Origin of the sequence: Pseudomonas sp. NMI760_13 (assembly GCF_021283245.1) — a bacterium.
GTDB lineage: Bacteria > Pseudomonadota > Gammaproteobacteria > Pseudomonadales > Pseudomonadaceae > Aquipseudomonas > Aquipseudomonas peradeniyensis.
Genome location: NZ_JAJSRC010000002.1, coordinates 283,604 through 303,051, shown reverse-complemented (window position 1 = coordinate 303,051; position 19,448 = coordinate 283,604). Strand labels below are relative to the sequence as shown.

Below are 19,448 nucleotides of genomic sequence, written 5' to 3'. Positions count from 1 at the left end.
CCTGCGCCGCTCAGGCAGGGCCGCCCCCTCAAGCCAAGGGAATGATCCCTGCCACATCGCTGGCAGTCAGGCGCCCCCTGTGCACCCGCTCACCGCTGACGGCCTCGTACTGTCTGCCCAGAAAACGCTGGCTCCAGACCTTCAGGTGCCCATGGGTGAACGCCTCGAGCGGCGCTGCCTGGGAGGGCAGGTGGAAATGCGCCGCCCAGAGGCTGCGCCCCCTGGTTTCCCCTGGGGCTTCCAGGCGGGTTACCCTGAACTCGTCGAACGGGCTGGTAGTGGCCGAGGTATCACGCCTGATGTAGTCCACCTGGATCAACCCCTGAGCATGGAGAAAACGCAGCCCGTGCGCAGAGGGATAGCGGGTCTTGTCGTACAGCTCGGTCAGCAGGCGCTTCATCTGCGCCTGCAGGTCGCTCACCGCGGCATTCAAGGCGTCCACCAGCGCTTCAGCCGCTCCCTGCCCGGCCAGGAGCGCGGCCGTACCTTGCAAGCGGTCGGCCTGGCGGTTGAGCAAGCGCTCCAGCATGCGCCCATTGACGTCATCCTTCACATAGGCCCAGGCGATGGCCAGCACGTCTTCGCTATCCTTCAGCAGCCCCTGCACCAGAGCCTTGGCTTGCTCCGTGCCCTCTTCCTCGGCGCCGGCCTTTGCCCCATCGCCTTCGCGCTCCACCCAGTCACCGTCCTTGAAGTCGAAGACCTGCAGGACCGCCTTGCTGATCGGGTCACGCACCTCGAGCAGTGTCCCCGCCTGCCCCTGCACTTCAGTCCCGATGACCAGCAGGCCTTCACGGGTGCGCACGGCCCGCTGCAACTCCTCGGTGCGCGGATAAGGCACTCGCTTGATCAACCCTGGCGCGCCGTCCTGCTCCGCAAGGGCATCCACCAGACGGCGCCCGGCATCATCCTTGAGCAGTTGCATATGGGTCCGGTAGCGCTGAAGCCGGTCGACTTCCACCAGGTCGCCGCCCGTGCGCTCCAGGTGCAGCGCATTGATGATCGCCGCCGCATAGGCGTCCCACGCTTCCTGGAGAATGCTGATGCGATCGGCCACGCCCAGGTTGGACATCAGCGACTCGCCATGGGCCGTGGCGGCGCTCCTGAGTGTGGTGCCCGCCAGATCGTCGCGGTACCTCAGCAGTTGATGCCGGCCATTTTGCGAGTCCAGGTGCAATGCCAGGTCTGCCAGGTTCAGGGCGTGATGGAAGCGAAGATCGACAACGGTGAAGGTACGCTCGGCTATCAACCGGGCGACCGTTCGCCGGGCTCCGGCAATGCCGAAGTCAAGGTCGTCGGGGACCTCGGCCAGCAACTCATCCAGGCCACCTTGCGCGACCAGCATGCGCTCCTGGAGGTCGACGACCTTCGCCAGCTCCACGCGAAAATGCCGGTACTCGCCGCGCACATGGGCGCCTACACCGTCATCGAACTGCGCCGCCAACTCGGTCATGCGCGGAAAGTTCGCAAGGTGCTGCAGCTCACCCAGGATGAAATCGCTGTTGCGCAGCAGCGCAGCCGTCAGCGTGGCCCGATGCAGGCCGAGGGTCTGTGCGAAGCCCGGCTTGCGGAGGCTGCCGTACTTGGGCTCGAGCATGCTCTGCAGGACACCGCAGTGCTCGCGATCCAGGCGGACCACCGCTTCGGCCTGGGCGACGGCTTGCAGGCGCTTGGCGTCCAGTTCGCCAGCGAGCGCGGCGATGCGCTGATCATAAGACGCCATGATCCGGTCGGAGGCGGCCCTGTCGAACGTGTCATCCTCGTGCTCCTCAGCTGCGAGTCGCCTGCCCCTTTCCTGAATCCTCAACCTTTCCAGATGCTGAAGACGCTCCTGGACCGTGACGACTTCCTGGCTAAAACGGCCGAACGTTTGCAGCTCCCGGTTTGCCTGATCGGTCAATTTGTGGGTGGCGACTCGCAGCCTGGCGAACTGCCGCTCGAGACGCCCGCCGGGCATGCCACCACCGAGGCGCAGCCGGGTATCGATGCGCCAGGCACCTTGCTCGAAGACCAGCCACGGCCCCGGCTGCCGCGCGCCGTCGACAATCCGGATGTCATCGCCTTCCACACTGACGGCGAAGACCTCCCCCAGCATCGAGACATAGTGCCGCCCGTCGACCGTGTACAGCCCGGCTAGCGAGGGCTGCAAGCCCGCCAGCGGAACACTCGCACGCATGGCCATCAAGGCGTTGCGTTGCTCCGGGGTAAGCCAGTTGAACCCTTGGTTGCCGCGCCAGCTCAGGTCGAGCTGCAAACCCGTGGCGGCACGCGGCAGTGGCCCCGGCATACCCACCTTGCCTTGGGCCGGCTCGACCCTTGCCGCCGCGTAGCCACCGTCCTGGGTGGGAGGCCCTTCGAAACCGGCGGCCTGGAGCAAGCGCCGCGGCACTGCCTGGCGGCCTTTCGGCAGTCGCGCATGCAACAGCGCCATGCCCAGGTTGATGACCAGGTCGACGGCGGCCGTGGAGCGCTCGAACGCGCCACCTTGCGCCAGCGCCTGGCCATCGCCACGCAGGCTATCAAGGGTCTGGATCAACCAGGCAACCGTAGCGATCGGCCCACTCATCAGCACCGTGGCGGTATCGAACAGCAGCCAGGCGCCTTTGCCGAGCACCGCCCAACGGCTTTCGGCAGTGGACGTGCTCTGCTTCTCGGCCAGGTCCAAAAGTAGCGCCCGATTTGCCGCGTACAATTTTTCATCCACATCGTCTAGCCACAGCACCCCGTCCAACCGGGCCGGCTCGGGCCTTTCGGGTAGTTGGAAAGGATCAATACCAAGATGCACGACGTGGGGCTCTGCAAACCCACCCTTGTCGTAGATCGGCCGAGCATGCTCATCCATCCAGGCCAGGATGCTCGCCTGCAGCGGGCCCGATTCGCGGATGGCCGCCATCAGCGCATCGAGGCTGGAGAACTGCCGTAGCGGTTCATCCGCGTACAGCGGGCGGTAGAGCAGCACCACACGGGGCTCGGTCGAAAACAGTACGAACATGCCCTGGACCCGATCATGCCGGCTGGAAGTCGGCTGCCGCTTGAAGGTGAGCGGCATCAGGCCGCTTGCCTTCAAGCTCTTGTCGCCAAGGTCTTTGCACAGATCGATGACACACTGCAGGCCCGCTTCGCTGAGCTTGTGATCGAGTTTCGCCTGCAAGGCGCTGAAACGCAGCGCCTGGCGCCACTCCCGGGCAAAGCGGCGAGTGCGCTCGGGGCGGGCCGCCGGGTCATCCAGGGCGTCGGCCACGTACTTGGGATAACGGCCACCGATATCGACCTTGCGCACCAGTGCCTTCACGTAGTCGATAGTCATCCAGGGCATGATCAGCTGACCGTTGGCATGCCTGATGTTTTGGATGAAGGCATCACCCAGTGAGCTGAGATTGGCGATGGCGAACTCGGTCAGGGTCAGCTCGCCCGCCGACTCCAGCGGTTCGCCACCACCGGTGCCTGCTCCTGCGCCCCCCGGAACTCCGTTGGCGACCTGAAGCGCCAGGATCAGTTCATCGGAGAAATAGTTGGCTTCCAACGGATAGTCCTCGAGCATCTGCATGCGTAGTTGCTGGCGGGCATAAGCCTGCAGGTCGAGTATCCCATCCAGCGCCGCCACGCCCTTTGCGTCAATCTGGTCCAGCGCCATATCCAGCAACGCCGACTGATAGGCGAAGCTGGTGCTGGCCGACGAATCGGCTATGCCTGGCGGTATCGCGGGCGCACCCGTTTCTTCGACGAAGTAGCCCGCCACCAACCACTGCGCGGGGTCGCTCAGCTCGGCGAACAGCGCCTCCATTTGCGCCAGTGTCAGCCCCTGCAGACGCAGTTGCCCGATGCGCTCGAGCATGTGCCCGAGCAGCAAGGCGCTCCATTGCGCGAATACATCGCCCTCGAGTTCGTGGCGATCCCAGGTCAGGGCAGTGAACCGGTAGCGCAGCGCAAGTTCGTCACGCAGCGCCAGGGCGAAATCGTCCAGCGAATCGAAGGCCCTGACCTGGCCCGACGGCTCAAGCCAGAGCACAACCGCTCGCTCGTCCCACTCGGCCGTCACCAGCAAGCCGGGCTGGAGCCGTCTGAATTGCTGCTGGTCCGCACGCAGGCTGGCCTGGACGACGAACACCGCAGGCTGATCATCACTTCCCCGAATCAGGCCACGGACACAAGCCTGCTGCTGGTCGTCCAGCCCCTGCAGGGGCAGGTTGCGCAGCAACGCCATTTTCAACAGCAGCTGCAACCAGCTATCGCGGCGCTTGCCGGATGTACCCAGCCCGTTCCAATAGCTCACCTGAGCCTGGCTGAAGTGCTCGATCAGTCGCGCCAGCAGCCTGTTGAGCACAGGCGTGATGCCCGTCAGACGACGTGTATCCCAGGCACCGTGCGAGCCGGCGAAGCGGTGAGGCCCCGCCAGGCCCAGATTGTGATGGCGTTCGCCGATGGCCTCCAGGTCCAACGGCGTACCATCGAGCATCGCCTGCAGCACAACCTCCACCAGCGGGGCGGTCGTCCAGTAGTGGGTGTCTGGATCCGGGCTGTCCAGGATCAACGGATCGGCGGACTCCAGCGCCGGCTCGACGAAGGCCAGCCATGGCAGCTCCCTGAACAGCACGTGCAGCAGCTGCTCGCTGACCACCTGGCGCAAGGTCGGCCGACTGGCGAATTGCCGGGCGACGGCGTTCTTGAAGTCGAAGATCGGTGTTGAGGTGTTGGTCATGGAAAAGGCCCCGTTCATTGATGAGCCACCACCATGCCCCCGCACCCGCACACCACTGGCACTACATATTGCCCCCCGGATACGACAAGGGGCCCGACACTTGCGCGCCGGGCCCCTTGTTCACATCAGCCGTGATCAGCTGTACACACGCCCCAGCAGCTGGCGGTGGCTTTCGAACTGATCGAGCACGTCACGCACGATCTGCTCGCGGGTGAAGCCCATCAGGTCGTATTCCTGGCTGCCATCGTGCAGGTACACCTCGGCACGGTAGAAGCGCTGGCGCACTTCCGGCTCGCCTTCGACCGGCGCCTCGCTCGGCGCGGCCATGTAACCGTCCAGGCTGGCTTCGTAGACGAACGGGTTGCCCTCTTCCATCATCACCCGCAGGCCCATCATGTTGCGCGACTGGCCAACACGGGTCTCGACTTCGAAGCCCAGGGTGCGCAGCTGCTCGGCGGCTTCCTTCAGCGCCGGGCTGACCTGCTTGTCCATGAAGCGCTGGACCACGGCCTGGGTCGGCTGCAGGTCCAGCTGGCTGAGGCGCTCGCTGAAGCCGCGACGGCCACGGGCGGCCAGTTCGGCGCGCTCGCTCTCGACCGCGACGTCCTGCTTCATGGCTTTCATCAGGCCGAACATGAACAGCACCAGGACCACCGAGAACGGCAGGCCGGCCAGTACCACCATGGTCTGCATGGCTTCGAAGTTACCGGCGAACAGCAGGCCGATGGTGACCAGGGTGATGACCACCGACCAGAACACCACCATCCAGTGCGGGGCGTCTTCGTCGACCTTGCCGCCTTTGCACGACAGGTTGGCCATCATCACCGCGCCGGAGTCGGCCGGGGTCAGGAACAGCACGAAGCCGACGAACACCGCCACACCGATGACGATCTTGGCGGCCGGGAAGAATTCCAGCAGCTGGTAGATCGACATCGACGGCTGTTCGAGCGCGGTCTTGCCCAGCTCGACGGCGCCCTGGTTGATCACCAGGTCCAGCGCGGTGTTACCGAAGATCGACAGCCAGGCCAGGGTGAAGCCCAGCGGGATCAGCAGCACGCCGCTGACCAGCTGACGCACGGTACGGCCCTTGGAGATACGGGCAATGAACATGCCGACGAACGGGCCCCAGGAGATCCACCAGGCCCAGTAGAACACGGTCCACAGGCCCAGCCAGCGCTCGGACTTGTCGTTGTCGCCTTCATAGACATACAGATCGAAGGTCTTCAGCACGACACCGTTGAGGTAGTCACCGACGTTCTGCACGAAACCGTTGAGCAGGTGCAGGGTGTTGCCGGCCAGCAGCACGAAGATCAGCAGGCCGCTGAACAGCAGGATGTTCAGGTTGGACAGGCGGCGGATGCCGTTCTCCACGCCCGACACCGCGGCCACGGTGGCAACGCCCGCCATGACCAGGATCACCACCAGCAGGTTGGTCTTGCTGTGGTCCATGCCGAACAGGTATTCCAGGCCCGAGGCCACCTGCATCGAACCGATGCCGAGGTTGGTCACCAGGCCCAGCAGGGTAACGAACATGCCGAAGATGTCCACGGCATGGCCCGCGCCGCCCTTGACCCAACGCTCACCGACCAGCGGGTACAACGCCGAACGCAGTGCCAGCGGCTGGTTGTGACGGTAGGCGAAGTAACCCACGGCAAGACCGACCAGGGCGTAGATCGCCCAGCCGTGCAGGCCCCAGTGCAGGAAGGTCAGCTGCAGGCCCTGGCGTGCGGCCTCGAGGCTGGCAGGGGTGCCTTCTGGTGGGTTGAAGTAATGGTCCAGCGGCTCGGAGGCGCCGAAGTACAGCAGCGAGATACCGATGCCCGAGGAAAACAGCATGCCGGCCCAGGCGCCGTAGCTGAAGTCGGGGGTGTCGTCCTTGCCGCCAAGCTTGAGCTTGCCGTAGTCGGAGAAGGCCAGGTAGACGACGAACAGCAGGTAACCGCAGATCACCAGCATGTAGTACCAGCCGAAGGTACGGGTCAGCCATTTCTGGGCGACGCCCAGCGCCTGGCCGGCGGCTTCGGGGACAGCGATCAGCAGGGCAGTCAGAACAAGGATCATCAGCGCCGAGGTGTAGAACACCACGCGGTTGACCCGTACCCGCTCGGCGGGGGGGGTTGTCAGGGAGGCAGAACTCATTGCACGAATGCTCCGGGCAGTGCGGCAGTGGAGGCTATACAGTTATTTCCCGCGCAATTGGTGCAATAGCCCTACTGCGCAAGGTGTTATAAAAGGCACCTGGAAACCGTGATCCCGAATCGAAACGCTGCAAAAAAAACAGACCGGCCGCCTGTCGCCTTGCCACGCACTCAGCAGAAGGTGCGCGCATTCGCCACAGACCACCTGGCCCGCTCCAAGGGCCGACCGCGCAGTCCATGACCGCTCGGCAGAATCTGTCCTTTGCATCGCTCATGCCCGTCAACGCCTTGTATTCCGGGGGTTACACGATTTCCTGGGGTGTCGATTCGTGTCCTCTTGACCGTCCTGAAAACTGTCAATGGCACAAATTGTCGCAGAGCTTATTCTTTATTGATTGAACGTTCAATCAAAACAAAATAGACTGGCCTCGCCGAGGTAGCCGCTTGTCGTCTGCCCGCAGGCCTGAGGAGATAGCAAGATGCCCAAGGTCGGTATGCAACCCATCCGCCGCCAGCAGTTGATCGAAGCCACATTGCAGGCAGTCGATCAGGTCGGACTGGGCGATGCCAGCATTGCGCTGATTGCCCGTTTGGCCGGTGTGTCGAACGGCATCATCAGTCACTACTTTCAGGACAAGAACGGCCTGATCGCAGCGACGATGCGCTACATCATGAACATGCTCAACGAGGGTGTGATCGCGCGTCGTCAGGCACTCACGGACGACAGCCCGCGTGCCCACCTGAAGGTGATCATCGAAGGCAACTTCGATGCGAGCCAGGTGAATGGCCCGGCAATGAAAACCTGGCTGGCCTTCTGGGCCTCCAGCATGCACCAGCCGTCTTTGCACAGGTTGCAGCGGATCAACGATCACCGCCTGTATTCCAACCTGTGCTGCCAGTTCCGCCGCGTCCTGCCGCTCTACCATGCGCGCAAGGCTGCCCGCGGGCTGGCAGCCCTGATCGACGGCCTGTGGCTGCGTGGCGCCCTGTCGGGAGATGCATTCGACACCGACCAGGCAATACGAATTGCTTACGAATACATGGATCTACAACTGGCTAAACAGCAGTCCCTGGGCACAACCGACCAGGCCTCTGAACAGCCGCGCGCAGCGACCAGCCAACCGGCAGGAGCGTGACGCGGCAGCCAACCACACACTGCACTTGCGAGGACACTATGGCCCGTTTCGGAACGCAAAAACTCTACATTGATGGCGCTTACGTCGACGCTGGCAGCGACGCCACCTTCGAAGCCATCAACCCGGCCACCGGCGAAGTCCTCGCTCACGTGCAGCGCGCGACCCAAGCCGACGTCGAGAAGGCCGTCGAAAGCGCCGAGCGCGGCCAGAAAGTCTGGGCCGCGATGACCGCCATGCAGCGTTCGCGCATCCTGCGCCGCGCCGTCGACATCCTGCGCGAGCGCAACGACGAACTGGCCATGCTGGAAACCCTGGACACCGGCAAGTCGTACTCCGAGACCCGCTACGTCGACATCGTCACCGGCGCCGACGTGCTGGAGTACTACGCAGGCCTGGTACCGGCCATCGAAGGCGAGCAGATCCCGCTGCGCGAATCGTCCTTCGTCTACACCCGCCGCGAGCCGCTGGGCGTGACCGTCGGTATCGGCGCCTGGAACTACCCGATCCAGATCGCCCTGTGGAAATCCGCCCCGGCCCTGGCCGCCGGCAACGCGATGATCTTCAAGCCGTCGGAAGTCACCTCGCTGACCACCCTGAAACTGGCCGAGATCTTCACCGAGGCCGGCCTGCCGAACGGCGTGTTCAACGTCCTGACCGGCAGCGGCCGCGAAGTCGGCACCTGGCTGACCGAGCACCCGCGCATCGAAAAAGTCTCCTTCACCGGCGGCACCACCACCGGCAAGAAAGTCATGGCCAGCGCCTCCAGCTCCTCGCTGAAGGAAGTGACCATGGAACTGGGCGGCAAGTCGCCACTGATCATCTGCGACGACGCCGACCTGGACAAGGCCGCCGACATCGCCATGATGGCCAACTTCTACAGCTCGGGTCAGGTCTGCACCAACGGCACCCGCGTGTTCATCCCAGCCGCGATGAAAGCCGCCTTCGAAGCCAAGATCGCCGAGCGCGTCGCCCGCATCCGTGCCGGCAACCCGGAAGACGAGAACACCAACTTCGGCCCGCTGGTCAGCTTCCAGCACATGGAAAGCGTGCTGTCGTACATCGCCAAGGGTAAAGAAGAAGGCGCCCGCGTGCTGTGCGGCGGTGAGCGTCTGCTGGACGGCGACTTCGCCAAGGGCGCGTTCGTGGCCCCGACCGTGTTCACCGACTGCAGCGACGACATGACCATCGTCAAGGAAGAGATCTTCGGCCCGGTAATGAGCATCCTCAGCTACGAGACCGAGGAAGAAGTCATCCGTCGCGCCAACGACACCGAATACGGCCTGGCCGCCGGCGTCTGCACCAACGACATCAGCCGCGCCCACCGCATCATCCACAAGCTCGAGGCCGGCATCTGCTGGATCAACGCCTGGGGCGAGTCGCCGGCGGAAATGCCGGTTGGCGGTTACAAGCAGTCGGGCGTCGGCCGTGAGAACGGTGTCAGCTCGCTGGCTCAATACACTCGCATCAAGTCGGTCCAGGTCGAGCTGGGCGGCTACAACTCGGTTTTCTAAACCCCGTTTAGCCACGCCCGTGCCTTCGCGCACGGGCGTTTCCGCTCCCTGACCACCGCCAACGAGGGTACTTCTCATGTCCCAAGAATTCGATTACATCATCGTCGGTGCCGGCTCCGCCGGTAACACCCTGGCCACCCGCCTGACCGAAGACGCCAGCGTCACCGTGCTGCTGCTGGAAGCCGGCGGCCCCGACTACCGCTTCGACTTCCGCACCCAGATGCCGGCCGCCCTGGCCTTCCCGCTGCAGGGTCGCCGCTACAACTGGGCCTACGAGACCGATCCGGAGCCGCACATGGACGGCCGCCGCATGGAATGCGGTCGCGGCAAGGGCCTGGGCGGCTCGTCGCTGATCAACGGCATGTGCTACATCCGTGGTAACGCCATGGACTTCGACGGCTGGGCTGAACTGCCGGGCCTGGAAGACTGGACCTACCTGGACTGCCTGCCGTACTTCCGTAAAGCCGAAACCCGCGACATCGGCCCGAACGACTACCACGGCGGCGAAGGCCCGGTCAGCGTGGCCACGCCGAAAGCCGGCAACAACCCGCTGTTCCACGCCATGGTCGAGGCCGGCGTGCAGGCCGGTTACCCGCGCACCGAAGACCTCAACGGCTACCAGCAGGAAGGTTTCGGCCCGATGGACCGTTCGGTGACCAAGAACGGCCGTCGCTCCAGCACTGCCCGTGGCTACCTGGACCAGGCCAAGAAGCGCCCGAACCTGACCATCGTCACCCACGCCCTGAGCGATCGCGTGCTGTTCGACAACAAGCGCGCCGTTGGCGTGACCTACCTGGTGGGTGACAGCGAAGAGCGCGTCGAAGCCCGCGCCCGCAAGGAAGTGATCGTTTCCTCCGGCGCCATCGCCTCGCCGCAGCTGCTGCAGCGTTCCGGCGTCGGCCCGCGCGCCCTGCTGGAAAGCCTCGACATTCCGGTGGTCCACGACCTGCCGGGCGTCGGCGAGAACCTGCAGGACCACCTGGAACTGTACCTGCAGTACGCCTGCACCCAACCGGTGTCGCTGTACCCGTCGCTGCTGTGGTGGAACCAGCCGAAAATCGGTGCCGAGTGGCTGTTCAACGGCACTGGCATCGGCGCCAGCAACCAGTTCGAGGCCGGCGGTTTCATCCGCACCCGTCCTGAGTTCAAGTGGCCGAACATCCAGTACCACTTCCTGCCGGTCGCGATTAACTACAACGGCTCCAACGGCGTGAAAGAGCACGGCTTCCAGGCGCACATGGGCTCCATGCGCTCGCCGGCCCGTGGTCGCATCCAGGCCAAGTCGAAGAACCCGCGCCAGCACCCGAGCATCCTGTTCAACTACATGTCCACCGACCAAGACTGGCAGGAATTCCGCGACGGCATCCGCCTGACCCGCGAAATCATGGCCCAGCCGGCGCTGGACGCGTTCCGTGGTCGCGAGATCAGCCCGGGCGCCCACGTGCAAACGGATGAAGAGCTGGACAAGTTCATCCGCGAGCACGCCGAAACCGCCTTCCACCCGTCCTGCTCGTGCAAGATGGGCACCGACGACATGGCAGTGGTCGACGGCGAAGGTCGCGTGCATGGCATGCAGGGCCTGCGCGTGGTCGACGCATCGATCATGCCGCTGATCATCACCGGCAACCTGAACGCCACCACGATCATGATCGCCGAGAAGATCTCGGACAAGATCCGTGGCCGCAAGCCGCTGCCGCGCAGCACCGCCAAGTACTACGTGGCGGGCGATGCACCGGTGAAGGGCAAGCCGATGCGTGAAGTGAAGCAGGCCTGATCAGGCCCGTGGGAGCGGGCTTGCCCCGCGATAGCGAGAGATCTGCTGACATCGCTGTTCTGACGGACACCATCGCGGGGCAAGCCCGCTCCCACGCTCCCACCCTGATCCAAAAGGCACCTCTCGAGGTGCCTTTTCTACATCTGCAGAAACGCTTTACAGCCTGCCAATTCATCAGGTTAGAATCGATTGGCACGCGACCTGCTAGTTCACGCTACAAGTCCCTTTTCTCTGCGATGTCCCGGAGTACCGCCTTTGGATGCGAGCACCATCAACAGCCTGTTCCTGATCGGCGCCCTGCTGGTCGGGGCCAGTATCCTGGTCAGCTCGCTGTCTTCGCGCCTGGGCATCCCCATTCTCGTCATCATCCTCGCGGTCGGCATGATCGCCGGGGTCGATGGTGGCGGCATCATCTTCAACAACTACCCAACCGCCTACCTGGTGGGCAACCTGGCGCTCGCCGTGATCCTGCTCGACGGCGGCCTGCGCACCCGGGTGGCGAGCTTCCGCGTGGCGCTGTGGCCGGCCCTGTCGCTGGCCACGGTCGGCGTGCTGATCACCACCGGCCTGACCGGCATGGTCGCCGCCTGGCTGTTCGACCTGAGCCTGATCCAGGGCCTGCTGATCGGCGCCATCGTCGGCTCCACCGATGCCGCGGCAGTGTTCTCGCTGCTCGGCGGCAAGGGCCTGAACGAGCGGGTCACCGCCACCCTGGAGATCGAGTCGGGCAGCAACGACCCGATGGCGGTGTTCCTCACCGTCACCCTGATCGACATGATCGCCAGCGGCCAGACCGGCCTGCACTGGAGCCTGCTGACCCACCTGCTGCGCGAGTTCGGCATCGGCGGGCTGATGGGCTTGGGTGGAGGCTGGCTGATGCTGCAACTGGTCAACCGCATCAACCTGGCCGGCGGCCTGTACCCGATCCTGGTGGTGGCCGGCGGCCTGGTGGTGTTCTCCCTGACCAACGCCCTGCACGGCAGCGGCTTCCTCGCCGTGTACCTGTGCGGCCTGGTGCTGGGCAACCGGCCGATCCGCAGCCGCCACGGCATCCTGCACATGCTCGACGGCATGGCCTGGCTGGCGCAGATCGGCATGTTCCTGGTGCTGGGCCTGCTGGTCACCCCCCACGACCTGCTGCCCATCGCCCTGCCCGCCCTGGGCCTGGCGCTGTGGATGATCCTGGTGGCCCGCCCGCTGTCGGTGGTGGCCGCCCTGCTGCCGTTCAAGGCCTTCCATGGCCGCGAGAAGGGCTTCATCAGTTGGGTCGGCCTGCGTGGCGCGGTACCGATCATCCTCGCGGTGTTCCCGCTGATGGCGGGCCTGCCCCAGGCCCAGCTGTTCTTCAACCTGGCCTTCTTCATCGTGCTGGTGTCGCTGCTGGTGCAGGGCACCAGCCTGCCGTGGATGGCCAAGCTGCTGAAGGTCACGGTACCGCCGGACCCGGCGCCGATTTCCCGCTCCGCGCTCGAGGTGCACGTCACCAGCGAGTGGGAGCTGTTCGTCTACCGCCTGGGTGCCGAGAAATGGTGCATCGGCGCCGCCCTGCGCGAGCTGAAGATGCCCGAGGGCACGCGCATCGCCGCGTTGTTCCGCGGCGAGCAACTGCTGCACCCGTCGGGCAGTACCGTGCTGGAAGTCGGCGACATGCTCTGCGTGATCGGCCACGAACATAACCTGCCGGCGCTGGGCAAGCTGTTCAGCCAGGCGCCGCAACGTGGCCTGGACCTGCGTTTCTTCGGCGACTTCGTCCTCGAAGGCGATGCCGAGCTGGGTGCGGTGGCCGCACTTTATGGCCTGAAACTCGACGGTCTGGACGCAAATATGCCGCTGGCGCAGTTCATCCGACAGAAGGTCGGAGGCGCGCCAGTAGTAGGCGACCAGATCGAATGGCACGGCACGATCTGGACCGTCGCGGTCATGGACGGGAACAAGATCCAGAAAGTGGGCGTCAGATTCCCCGAAGGTACCCGCCCCGGCCCCGGGCTGTTCCTCTAAACTCCGATTTGCCGCGTAACACAAGAACTCTGCCTATGTCCCTGCGTGACCATTGCCGCGCAGCCCTGCTGGGGCTGTGCCTGACCCTCTCGTTCGCCGCCGGCGCGGTGGAAATCCCGACCACCCCGGGCATCCAGAGCAGCCTGAGCAAGATCGCCGAGCGCAAGCTGCCGGAAACCGAGCAGAAAGCCGTGCAACAGGTGCTGGAACAGACCCTGGCGCTGCTCAACGCCCGCGACGACAGCGAGAGGAAGCTCGAAGCCCTCAAGCAGCAGTTGGCCAATGCTCCCCAGGAGATCCGTGACAGCCAGCGCGAGCTGATCAAGCTCAAGGCCAGCAACGCCGTGCCAGTGGCGCAGCGCTACGCCAGCCTGACGGTGCCGCAGCTCGAACAGATGCTCAGCGAACGCAGCACCCAGCAGGGCGACCTGCAGAAGGCGCTGTCCGAAGCCAACAGCCTGATCATCAACTCGCAGACCCGCCCTGAACGCGCCCAGGCCGAGATCAGCAGCAACCAGATGCGCGTGCAGCAGATCAACAACAGCCTCAAGAGCGGCAAGGACAACGGCAAGTCGATCAACGCTGACCAGCGCAACCAGCTCAACGCCGAACTGGCCTCGCTCAACGCCCTGACCCTGCTGCGCCGCCAGGAACTGGCCGGCAACAGCGTGCTGCAGGACCTGGGCAACGCCCGCCACGACCTGCTGATCGAGCGCGCCACCCGCCTGGAGCAGGAAATCCAGGACCTGCAGACGCTGATCAACGAAAAGCGCCTGGCCCAGTCGCAACAGGCCGTCACCCGCCAGTCGATCGAGGCGCAGAAGGCCGGCGGCAGCAACCTGCTGGCCACCGAGAGCACCGCCAACCTGCAGCTGTCCGACTACCTGCTGCGCAGCACCGACCGCCTCAACGAGGTGACCCAGCAGAACCTGCGTACCAAGCAGCAGCTCGACAGCCTCACCCAGGCCGACCAAGCCCTGGACGAACAGATCAACGTGCTCAAGGGCAGCCTGCTGCTGTCGAAGATCCTCTACAAGCAGAAGCAGGCCCTGCCGCACCTGAAGCTTGACCGCAACCTGGCCGACCAGATCGCCGATATCCGCCTCTACCAGTTCGAGATCAACCAGGAACGCGAACAGATGAGCAGCCCGTCCACCTATGTGGACAAGCTGCTGGCCAGCCAGCCCGAGGAAGATGTCACCCCGCAACTGCGCAAGGCCCTGCTGGAAGTGGCGATCACCCGCAGCGACCTGCTCGAGCGGTTGAACCGCGAGCTGTCGGCGCTGCTCAACGAATGCATCACCCTGCAACTGAACCAGAAGCAACTGTTGAGCACCGCCCAGAACCTGCGCACCACCCTGGAAGAGCAGATGTTCTGGATCCCCAGCAACAAGCCGCTGGACTGGCAATGGCTGCGTGAAGTACCCGAGCGCCTGACCACTCAGGTGGCCAGCCTGCCCTGGGGCGCGGGCATCAAGGAACTGGCTGACGGCCTGGTGCAACAGCCGCTGCTGTTCCTGCCGCTGATCCTGGTGATCGGCGCCCTGCTGTGGCGGCGCAAGGCGCTGTACCGGCGCCTGGGCAAGGTCCACCAGGACATCGGCCACTTCAAGCGCGACAGCCAGTGGCATACGCCCCAGGCGATCCTGATCAACATCCTGCTCGCCCTGCCGGTGGCCCTGGCCCTGACCCTGGGCAGCTACGCCCTGCAGCTCGACGCCCGCGGGCAGAACGCCAACCTCGGCGCCGCCCTGTGGCAGATCGCCCAGGCCTGGCTGGTTTTCTATACCGCCTACCGCATCCTCGCCCCGGGCGGCGTGGCCGAGATCCACTTCCGCTGGCACAAGCCGCAGGTCGAGTTCCTGCGCGGCTGGGTGCGCCGACTCGGCACCGTGGTGCTGGCCCTGGTCGGCGTGGTGGCGGTGGCTGAACACCAGCCGTCGGCACTGGCCGAGGACGTGCTGGGCATCGGCGTAGTGCTGACCTGCTACGCTCTGATGGCCTGGCTGCTCAGCCGCCTGCTGCTGAGCAGCCCGGCGCACCAGAACACCTCGCTGTTCCGCAAGGCCGTCGGGGTGGCCTTCACCGCTCTGCCCATCGCGCTGTTCGTGGCGGTGTGCTTCGGCTACTACTACACCGCCCTCAAGCTCACCGACCGGCTGATCTACACCCTCTACCTGCTGCTGTTCTGGCTGGTGATCGAGGCCGCGTTCGTGCGCGGCCTGTCGGTGGCGGCACGGCGCCTGGCCTACCAGCGCGCCCTGAGCAAACGCCAGGCGGCCAAGGAAGGGCTGGACGGCGAAGTGGTGGTCGAGGAGCCGACCCTGGACATCGAGCAGGTCAACCAGCAGTCCCTGCGCCTGATCCGCCTGGCCCTGCTCGGCGGCTTCATCGGCGGGCTGTACTGGGTATGGGCGGACCTGATCACGGTGTTCGCCTACCTCAACAACATCACCCTCTACGAGTACAGCAGCGGCACCGGCGCGGCGGCCAGCATGGTGCCGATCAGCCTCGGCGACCTGCTCGGCGCCATGGTCATCGCCGGTATCGCCGTGGCCCTGGCCAGCAACCTGCCGGGCCTGCTCGAAGTGCTGGTGCTGTCGCGCCTGAACCTGGCCCAGGGCAGCGCCTACGCGATAACTACGTTGCTGTCCTATGTGATTGCCGGCGTCGGCATCGTCAGCACCCTGGCCACCCTCGGGGTCAGCTGGGACAAGCTGCAATGGCTGGTGGCGGCACTGTCGCTGGGCCTGGGCTTCGGCATGCAGGAGATCTTCGCCAACTTCATCTCCGGCATCATGATCCTGTTCGAGCGCCCAGTGCGCATCGGCGACACCATCACCATCGGCAACCTGTCCGGCACGGTGAGCAAGATCCGCATCCGCGCCACCACCATCACCGACTTTGACCGCAAGGACATCATCGTTCCCAACAAGACCTTCATCACCGGCCAGTTGATCAACTGGTCGCTGACCGACACGGTCACCCGGGTGACGCTGAAGCTGGGCATCGACTACGGCTCGGATCTGGACCTGGTGCGCGACCTGCTGCTCAAGGGCGCCCACGAAAACCCACGGGTGCTCAAGGATCCGGAGCCGCTGGTGTACTTCCTCAACTTCGGCGAAAGCTCGCTGGACCACGAACTGCGCATGCACGTGCGCGACCTGGGTGACCGCAACCCGACGCTGGACGAACTGAACCGCTATATCAACCGCGAGTTCAAGGCGCACAACATCAAGATTTCGGTGCGCCAGGTGGAGGTGTTCCTGATGGATACCAAAGGTGGCAAGCAGCAGTTGATCCCGATGGAGCGCAAGCCGGACAGCACGCCTCCCGTCTGAGTGGACGTCAAAGGGGTAACCGCCCAGAATGCCGGCGAGGGCTTCGCCCTCGTTCGCGGGTAAACCCGCTCCCACGGAGCAAGCGCGCCCCCTGTGGGAGCGGGTTTACCCGCGAAGGGCCGCACAGCGGCCCCAATGGCATCGAATCCAGGAGCAGGCCCCGTGAAGTCCCTCGACCAACTCACCTTCGACAACCGCTTCGCCCAACTCGGCGACGCGTTTTCCACCCAGGTCCTGCCCGACCCGATCGCCGATCCACGCCTGGTCGTCGCCAGCGAATCGGCCATGGCCCTGCTCGACCTCGACCCGGCCCAGGCCAAACTGCCGGTGTTCGCCGAGCTGTTCAGCGGCCACAAGCTCTGGGAAGAGGCCGACCCTCGGGCGATGGTGTATTCCGGCCACCAGTTCGGCTCCTACAACCCGCGCCTGGGTGACGGCCGCGGCCTGCTGCTGGGCGAAGTCCTCAACGAGGCCGGCGAGCACTGGGACCTGCACCTCAAGGGCGCCGGCCAGACGCCTTATTCGCGCATGGGCGACGGCCGCGCCGTGCTGCGCTCGTCGATCCGCGAATTTCTCGCCTCCGAGGCCCTGCACGCCCTGGGCATTCCCAGCAGCCGCGCATTGTGCGTGATCGGCTCGAGCACCCCGGTATGGCGCGAAGCCCGCGAGAGCGCCGCCATGCTCCTGCGCCTGGCCCAGAGCCACGTGCGCTTCGGCCACTTCGAATACTTCTACTACACCAAGCAACCGGAACAACAGCGGGTGCTGATCGACCATGTGCTGGAGCAGCACTACCCCGAGTGCCGCGACGCCGAGCAGCCCTACCTGGCCATGTTCCGCACCATCGTCGAACGCAACGCCGAACTGATCGCCCGCTGGCAGGCCTATGGCTTCTGCCACGGGGTGATGAACACCGACAACATGTCGATCCTGGGCATCACCTTCGACTTCGGCCCCTACGCCTTCCTCGACGACTTCGACGCCAACTTCATCTGCAACCATTCCGACGATCGCGGCCGCTACAGCTACGCCAACCAGGTGCCGATCGCCCACTGGAACCTCAGCGCCCTGGCCCAGGCCCTGACCACGGTGATCGAGGTCGAGCCGCTGAAGGAGGCGCTGGGACTGTTCCTGCCGCTGTACCAGGCGCACTACCTGGACCTGATGCGCCGCCGCCTGGGCCTGACCACCGCCGAGGACGACGACATGGCACTGGTCGAACGACTGCTGCAGTGCATGCAGCGGGGTGGCGTGGATTACACCCTGTTCTTCCGCCGTCTGGGCGAGCAGCCCGTGGCCGAGGCCCTGCAGGTGCTGCGGGATGACTTCATCGACCTGGCCGGCTTCGACGCCTGGGGCATCGAGTACCAGGCGCGCTGCGAACGCGAGCCGGGCAACGCTGAAGGGCGGCGTGAGCGCATGCATGCGGTCAACCCGCTGTACGTGCTGCGCAACTACCTGGCGCAGAAGGCCATCGAAGCCGCCGAGGCGGGCGACTACAGTGAAGTGCGGCGGCTGCATCAGGTACTGGGCAAGCCGTTCGAGGAGCAGCCCGGGATGCAGGCCTATGCCGAGCGTCCGCCGGAGTGGGGCAAGCACCTGGAGATCAGTTGCTCGTCATGAACCCCGGGGTCGCTGCGCGGCCCTTTCGCGGCACAAGGCCGCTCCTACAGGAAAACGCATACCCCTGTAGGAGCGGCCTTGTGCCGCGAAAGGGCTGCACAGCAGCCCCAGCAATATCAAGGAGATAAAATGTCCGAACCCCTGGTAATCCCCTGCCCCCACTGCAACGGCCTCAACCGCCTACCCGCCGAGCGCCTGGGCGACAGCCCCAAATGCGGCCGCTGCAAGCAGGACGTGCTGCTCGCTCAGCCCTTCGACCTGAACGAGAGCACCTACGCCGCCCAGATCAAGGGCGACCTGCCGTTGCTGCTGGATGTCTGGGCCGACTGGTGCGGCCCCTGCAAGAGTTTCGCCCCGGTGTTCGAACAGGCCGCGCGCCAGCTCGCCGGCCGCTGCCGCCTGGCCAAGCTCGACAGCGAGGCCAACCGTAACCTCGCCGGCCAGCTCGGTATCCGCTCGATCCCCAGCTTGATCCTGTTCAGGAATGGCCGTGAAGTGGCGCGCCAGGCTGGGGCGTTTCCGCTGCAGTCGTTGCTGGAGTGGCTACGCAGCCAAGGAGTCTAGATACGCTCACACACTGGCCAGAAGGGACTCATAGGGAATCCTCAGACCATCATGCAAGCGCTTGATCATCGAGAGGCTCAAGCCTCGCTTGCCGTTCAATACTTCGGAAACGCGACCGCTCGGACCGATATAGCGCTCAAGATCACGCGGCGTCAGCCCTTGCTGGTCCATGCAGAACTTGATCGCCTCGATCGGGCCCGCTGAATGAATCGGATAGTGCTTGTTCTCATAAACTTCGATCAATGTCACAAGCACTTCCATTTCATCCGCCTCCGGCGTCCCGGCTTCGGCCTGGAAAATGGCTTCCAGCCGCTTGAAGGCGGCCTGCAGGTCATCATCACTGCGAATGGGCTTAATATTCATTGATCGTCTCCACGTCGATCTCGTCATAGCGCTTGTGCGTTCCGACGAATTTCACCCAGGCAATACCTGCCCGATACTGCATTTCCACCACGAGCCGATACTTGTTGCCGCCGATGTTGAACACCACACGATTGTTCGCGCAGATGCTGGCATTGCCGATCTGCGCCTTCACGTCCTGTGGAGAACACCAATCGGCCTTGAGCACCAGGTCATGCCAGCTTTCCAGGGGCGCCTTGGCATCCTCATGCCCGGGCAGCTCCCAGAACCGGACCAACGATCGCTTTGCAATAATACGCATCCC

The 19,448-nt window shown here is 64.6% G+C and carries 11 protein-coding genes; 7 read left to right on the top strand and 4 right to left on the bottom strand.

Annotated elements, in window-relative coordinates; all coding sequences use genetic code 11:
* Nucleotides 1-28: 28 nt before the first annotated feature.
* Together LU671_RS03210 and LU671_RS03205 are read right to left on the bottom strand one after the other, a co-directional pair.
* Entirely contained in the window at nucleotides 29-4,699 is a 4,671-nt protein-coding gene (locus LU671_RS03210) for a dermonecrotic toxin domain-containing protein (RefSeq protein ID WP_232854934.1), read from the bottom strand.
* Between the two features lie 135 nt (nucleotides 4,700-4,834).
* A complete protein-coding gene (locus LU671_RS03205; protein ID WP_203648412.1) occupies nucleotides 4,835-6,838 on the bottom strand; it encodes a BCCT family transporter in 2,004 nt (667 codons plus the stop codon).
* 478 nt (nucleotides 6,839-7,316) lie between these two features.
* Here LU671_RS03205 and betI point away from each other — a divergent pair, with 478 nt between their 5' ends.
* The 7 genes from betI (at nucleotide 7,317) to trxC (ending at nucleotide 18,784) form a co-directional block, all read left to right on the top strand.
* Nucleotides 7,317-7,973 (top strand): transcriptional regulator BetI, encoded by a 657-nt coding sequence (betI, locus tag LU671_RS03200; RefSeq protein ID WP_110735256.1) that lies wholly within the window; start codon nucleotides 7,317-7,319, stop codon nucleotides 7,971-7,973.
* 38 nt (nucleotides 7,974-8,011) lie between these two features.
* Nucleotides 8,012-9,484, top strand: coding sequence for a betaine-aldehyde dehydrogenase (betB, locus tag LU671_RS03195; protein ID WP_232854933.1), 1,473 nt, complete (start codon nucleotides 8,012-8,014; stop codon nucleotides 9,482-9,484).
* Between the two features lie 76 nt (nucleotides 9,485-9,560).
* The gene (betA, locus tag LU671_RS03190) at nucleotides 9,561-11,258 is read left to right on the top strand and encodes a choline dehydrogenase (protein ID WP_203648422.1); all 1,698 of its coding nucleotides are present in this window, start codon (nucleotides 9,561-9,563) and stop codon (nucleotides 11,256-11,258) included.
* 255 nt (nucleotides 11,259-11,513) lie between these two features.
* Complete coding sequence (locus LU671_RS03185) at nucleotides 11,514-13,256, top strand: potassium/proton antiporter (protein WP_110735265.1); 1,743 nt, start codon at nucleotides 11,514-11,516, stop codon at nucleotides 13,254-13,256.
* Nucleotides 13,257-13,291: 35 nt separating this feature from the next.
* Nucleotides 13,292-16,597 carry a mechanosensitive channel MscK gene (gene mscK / locus LU671_RS03180; protein ID WP_203648424.1) on the top strand — a complete coding sequence of 1,102 codons (3,306 nt, stop codon included), beginning with the start codon at nucleotides 13,292-13,294 and terminating at the stop codon, nucleotides 16,595-16,597.
* A gap of 162 nt (nucleotides 16,598-16,759) precedes the next feature.
* Nucleotides 16,760-18,220, top strand: coding sequence for a protein adenylyltransferase SelO (selO, locus tag LU671_RS03175; RefSeq protein WP_232854932.1), 1,461 nt, complete (start codon nucleotides 16,760-16,762; stop codon nucleotides 18,218-18,220).
* Nucleotides 18,221-18,349: 129 nt separating this feature from the next.
* The gene (gene trxC, locus LU671_RS03170) at nucleotides 18,350-18,784 is read left to right on the top strand and encodes a thioredoxin TrxC (RefSeq protein WP_203648428.1); all 435 of its coding nucleotides are present in this window, start codon (nucleotides 18,350-18,352) and stop codon (nucleotides 18,782-18,784) included.
* A gap of 6 nt (nucleotides 18,785-18,790) precedes the next feature.
* Here the strand turns inward: trxC and LU671_RS03165 are convergent, their stop codons facing one another.
* Together LU671_RS03165 and LU671_RS03160 are read right to left on the bottom strand one after the other, a co-directional pair.
* Nucleotides 18,791-19,147, bottom strand: a complete 357-nt coding sequence (locus LU671_RS03165) for a helix-turn-helix domain-containing protein (RefSeq protein ID WP_110735277.1) — start codon at nucleotides 19,145-19,147, stop codon at nucleotides 18,791-18,793.
* Complete coding sequence (locus tag LU671_RS03160) at nucleotides 19,137-19,445, bottom strand: type II toxin-antitoxin system HigB family toxin (protein WP_050707314.1); 309 nt, start codon at nucleotides 19,443-19,445, stop codon at nucleotides 19,137-19,139. Before LU671_RS03160 ends, LU671_RS03165 begins: the two co-directional genes overlap by 11 nt.
* Nucleotides 19,446-19,448: the final 3 nt, after the last annotated feature.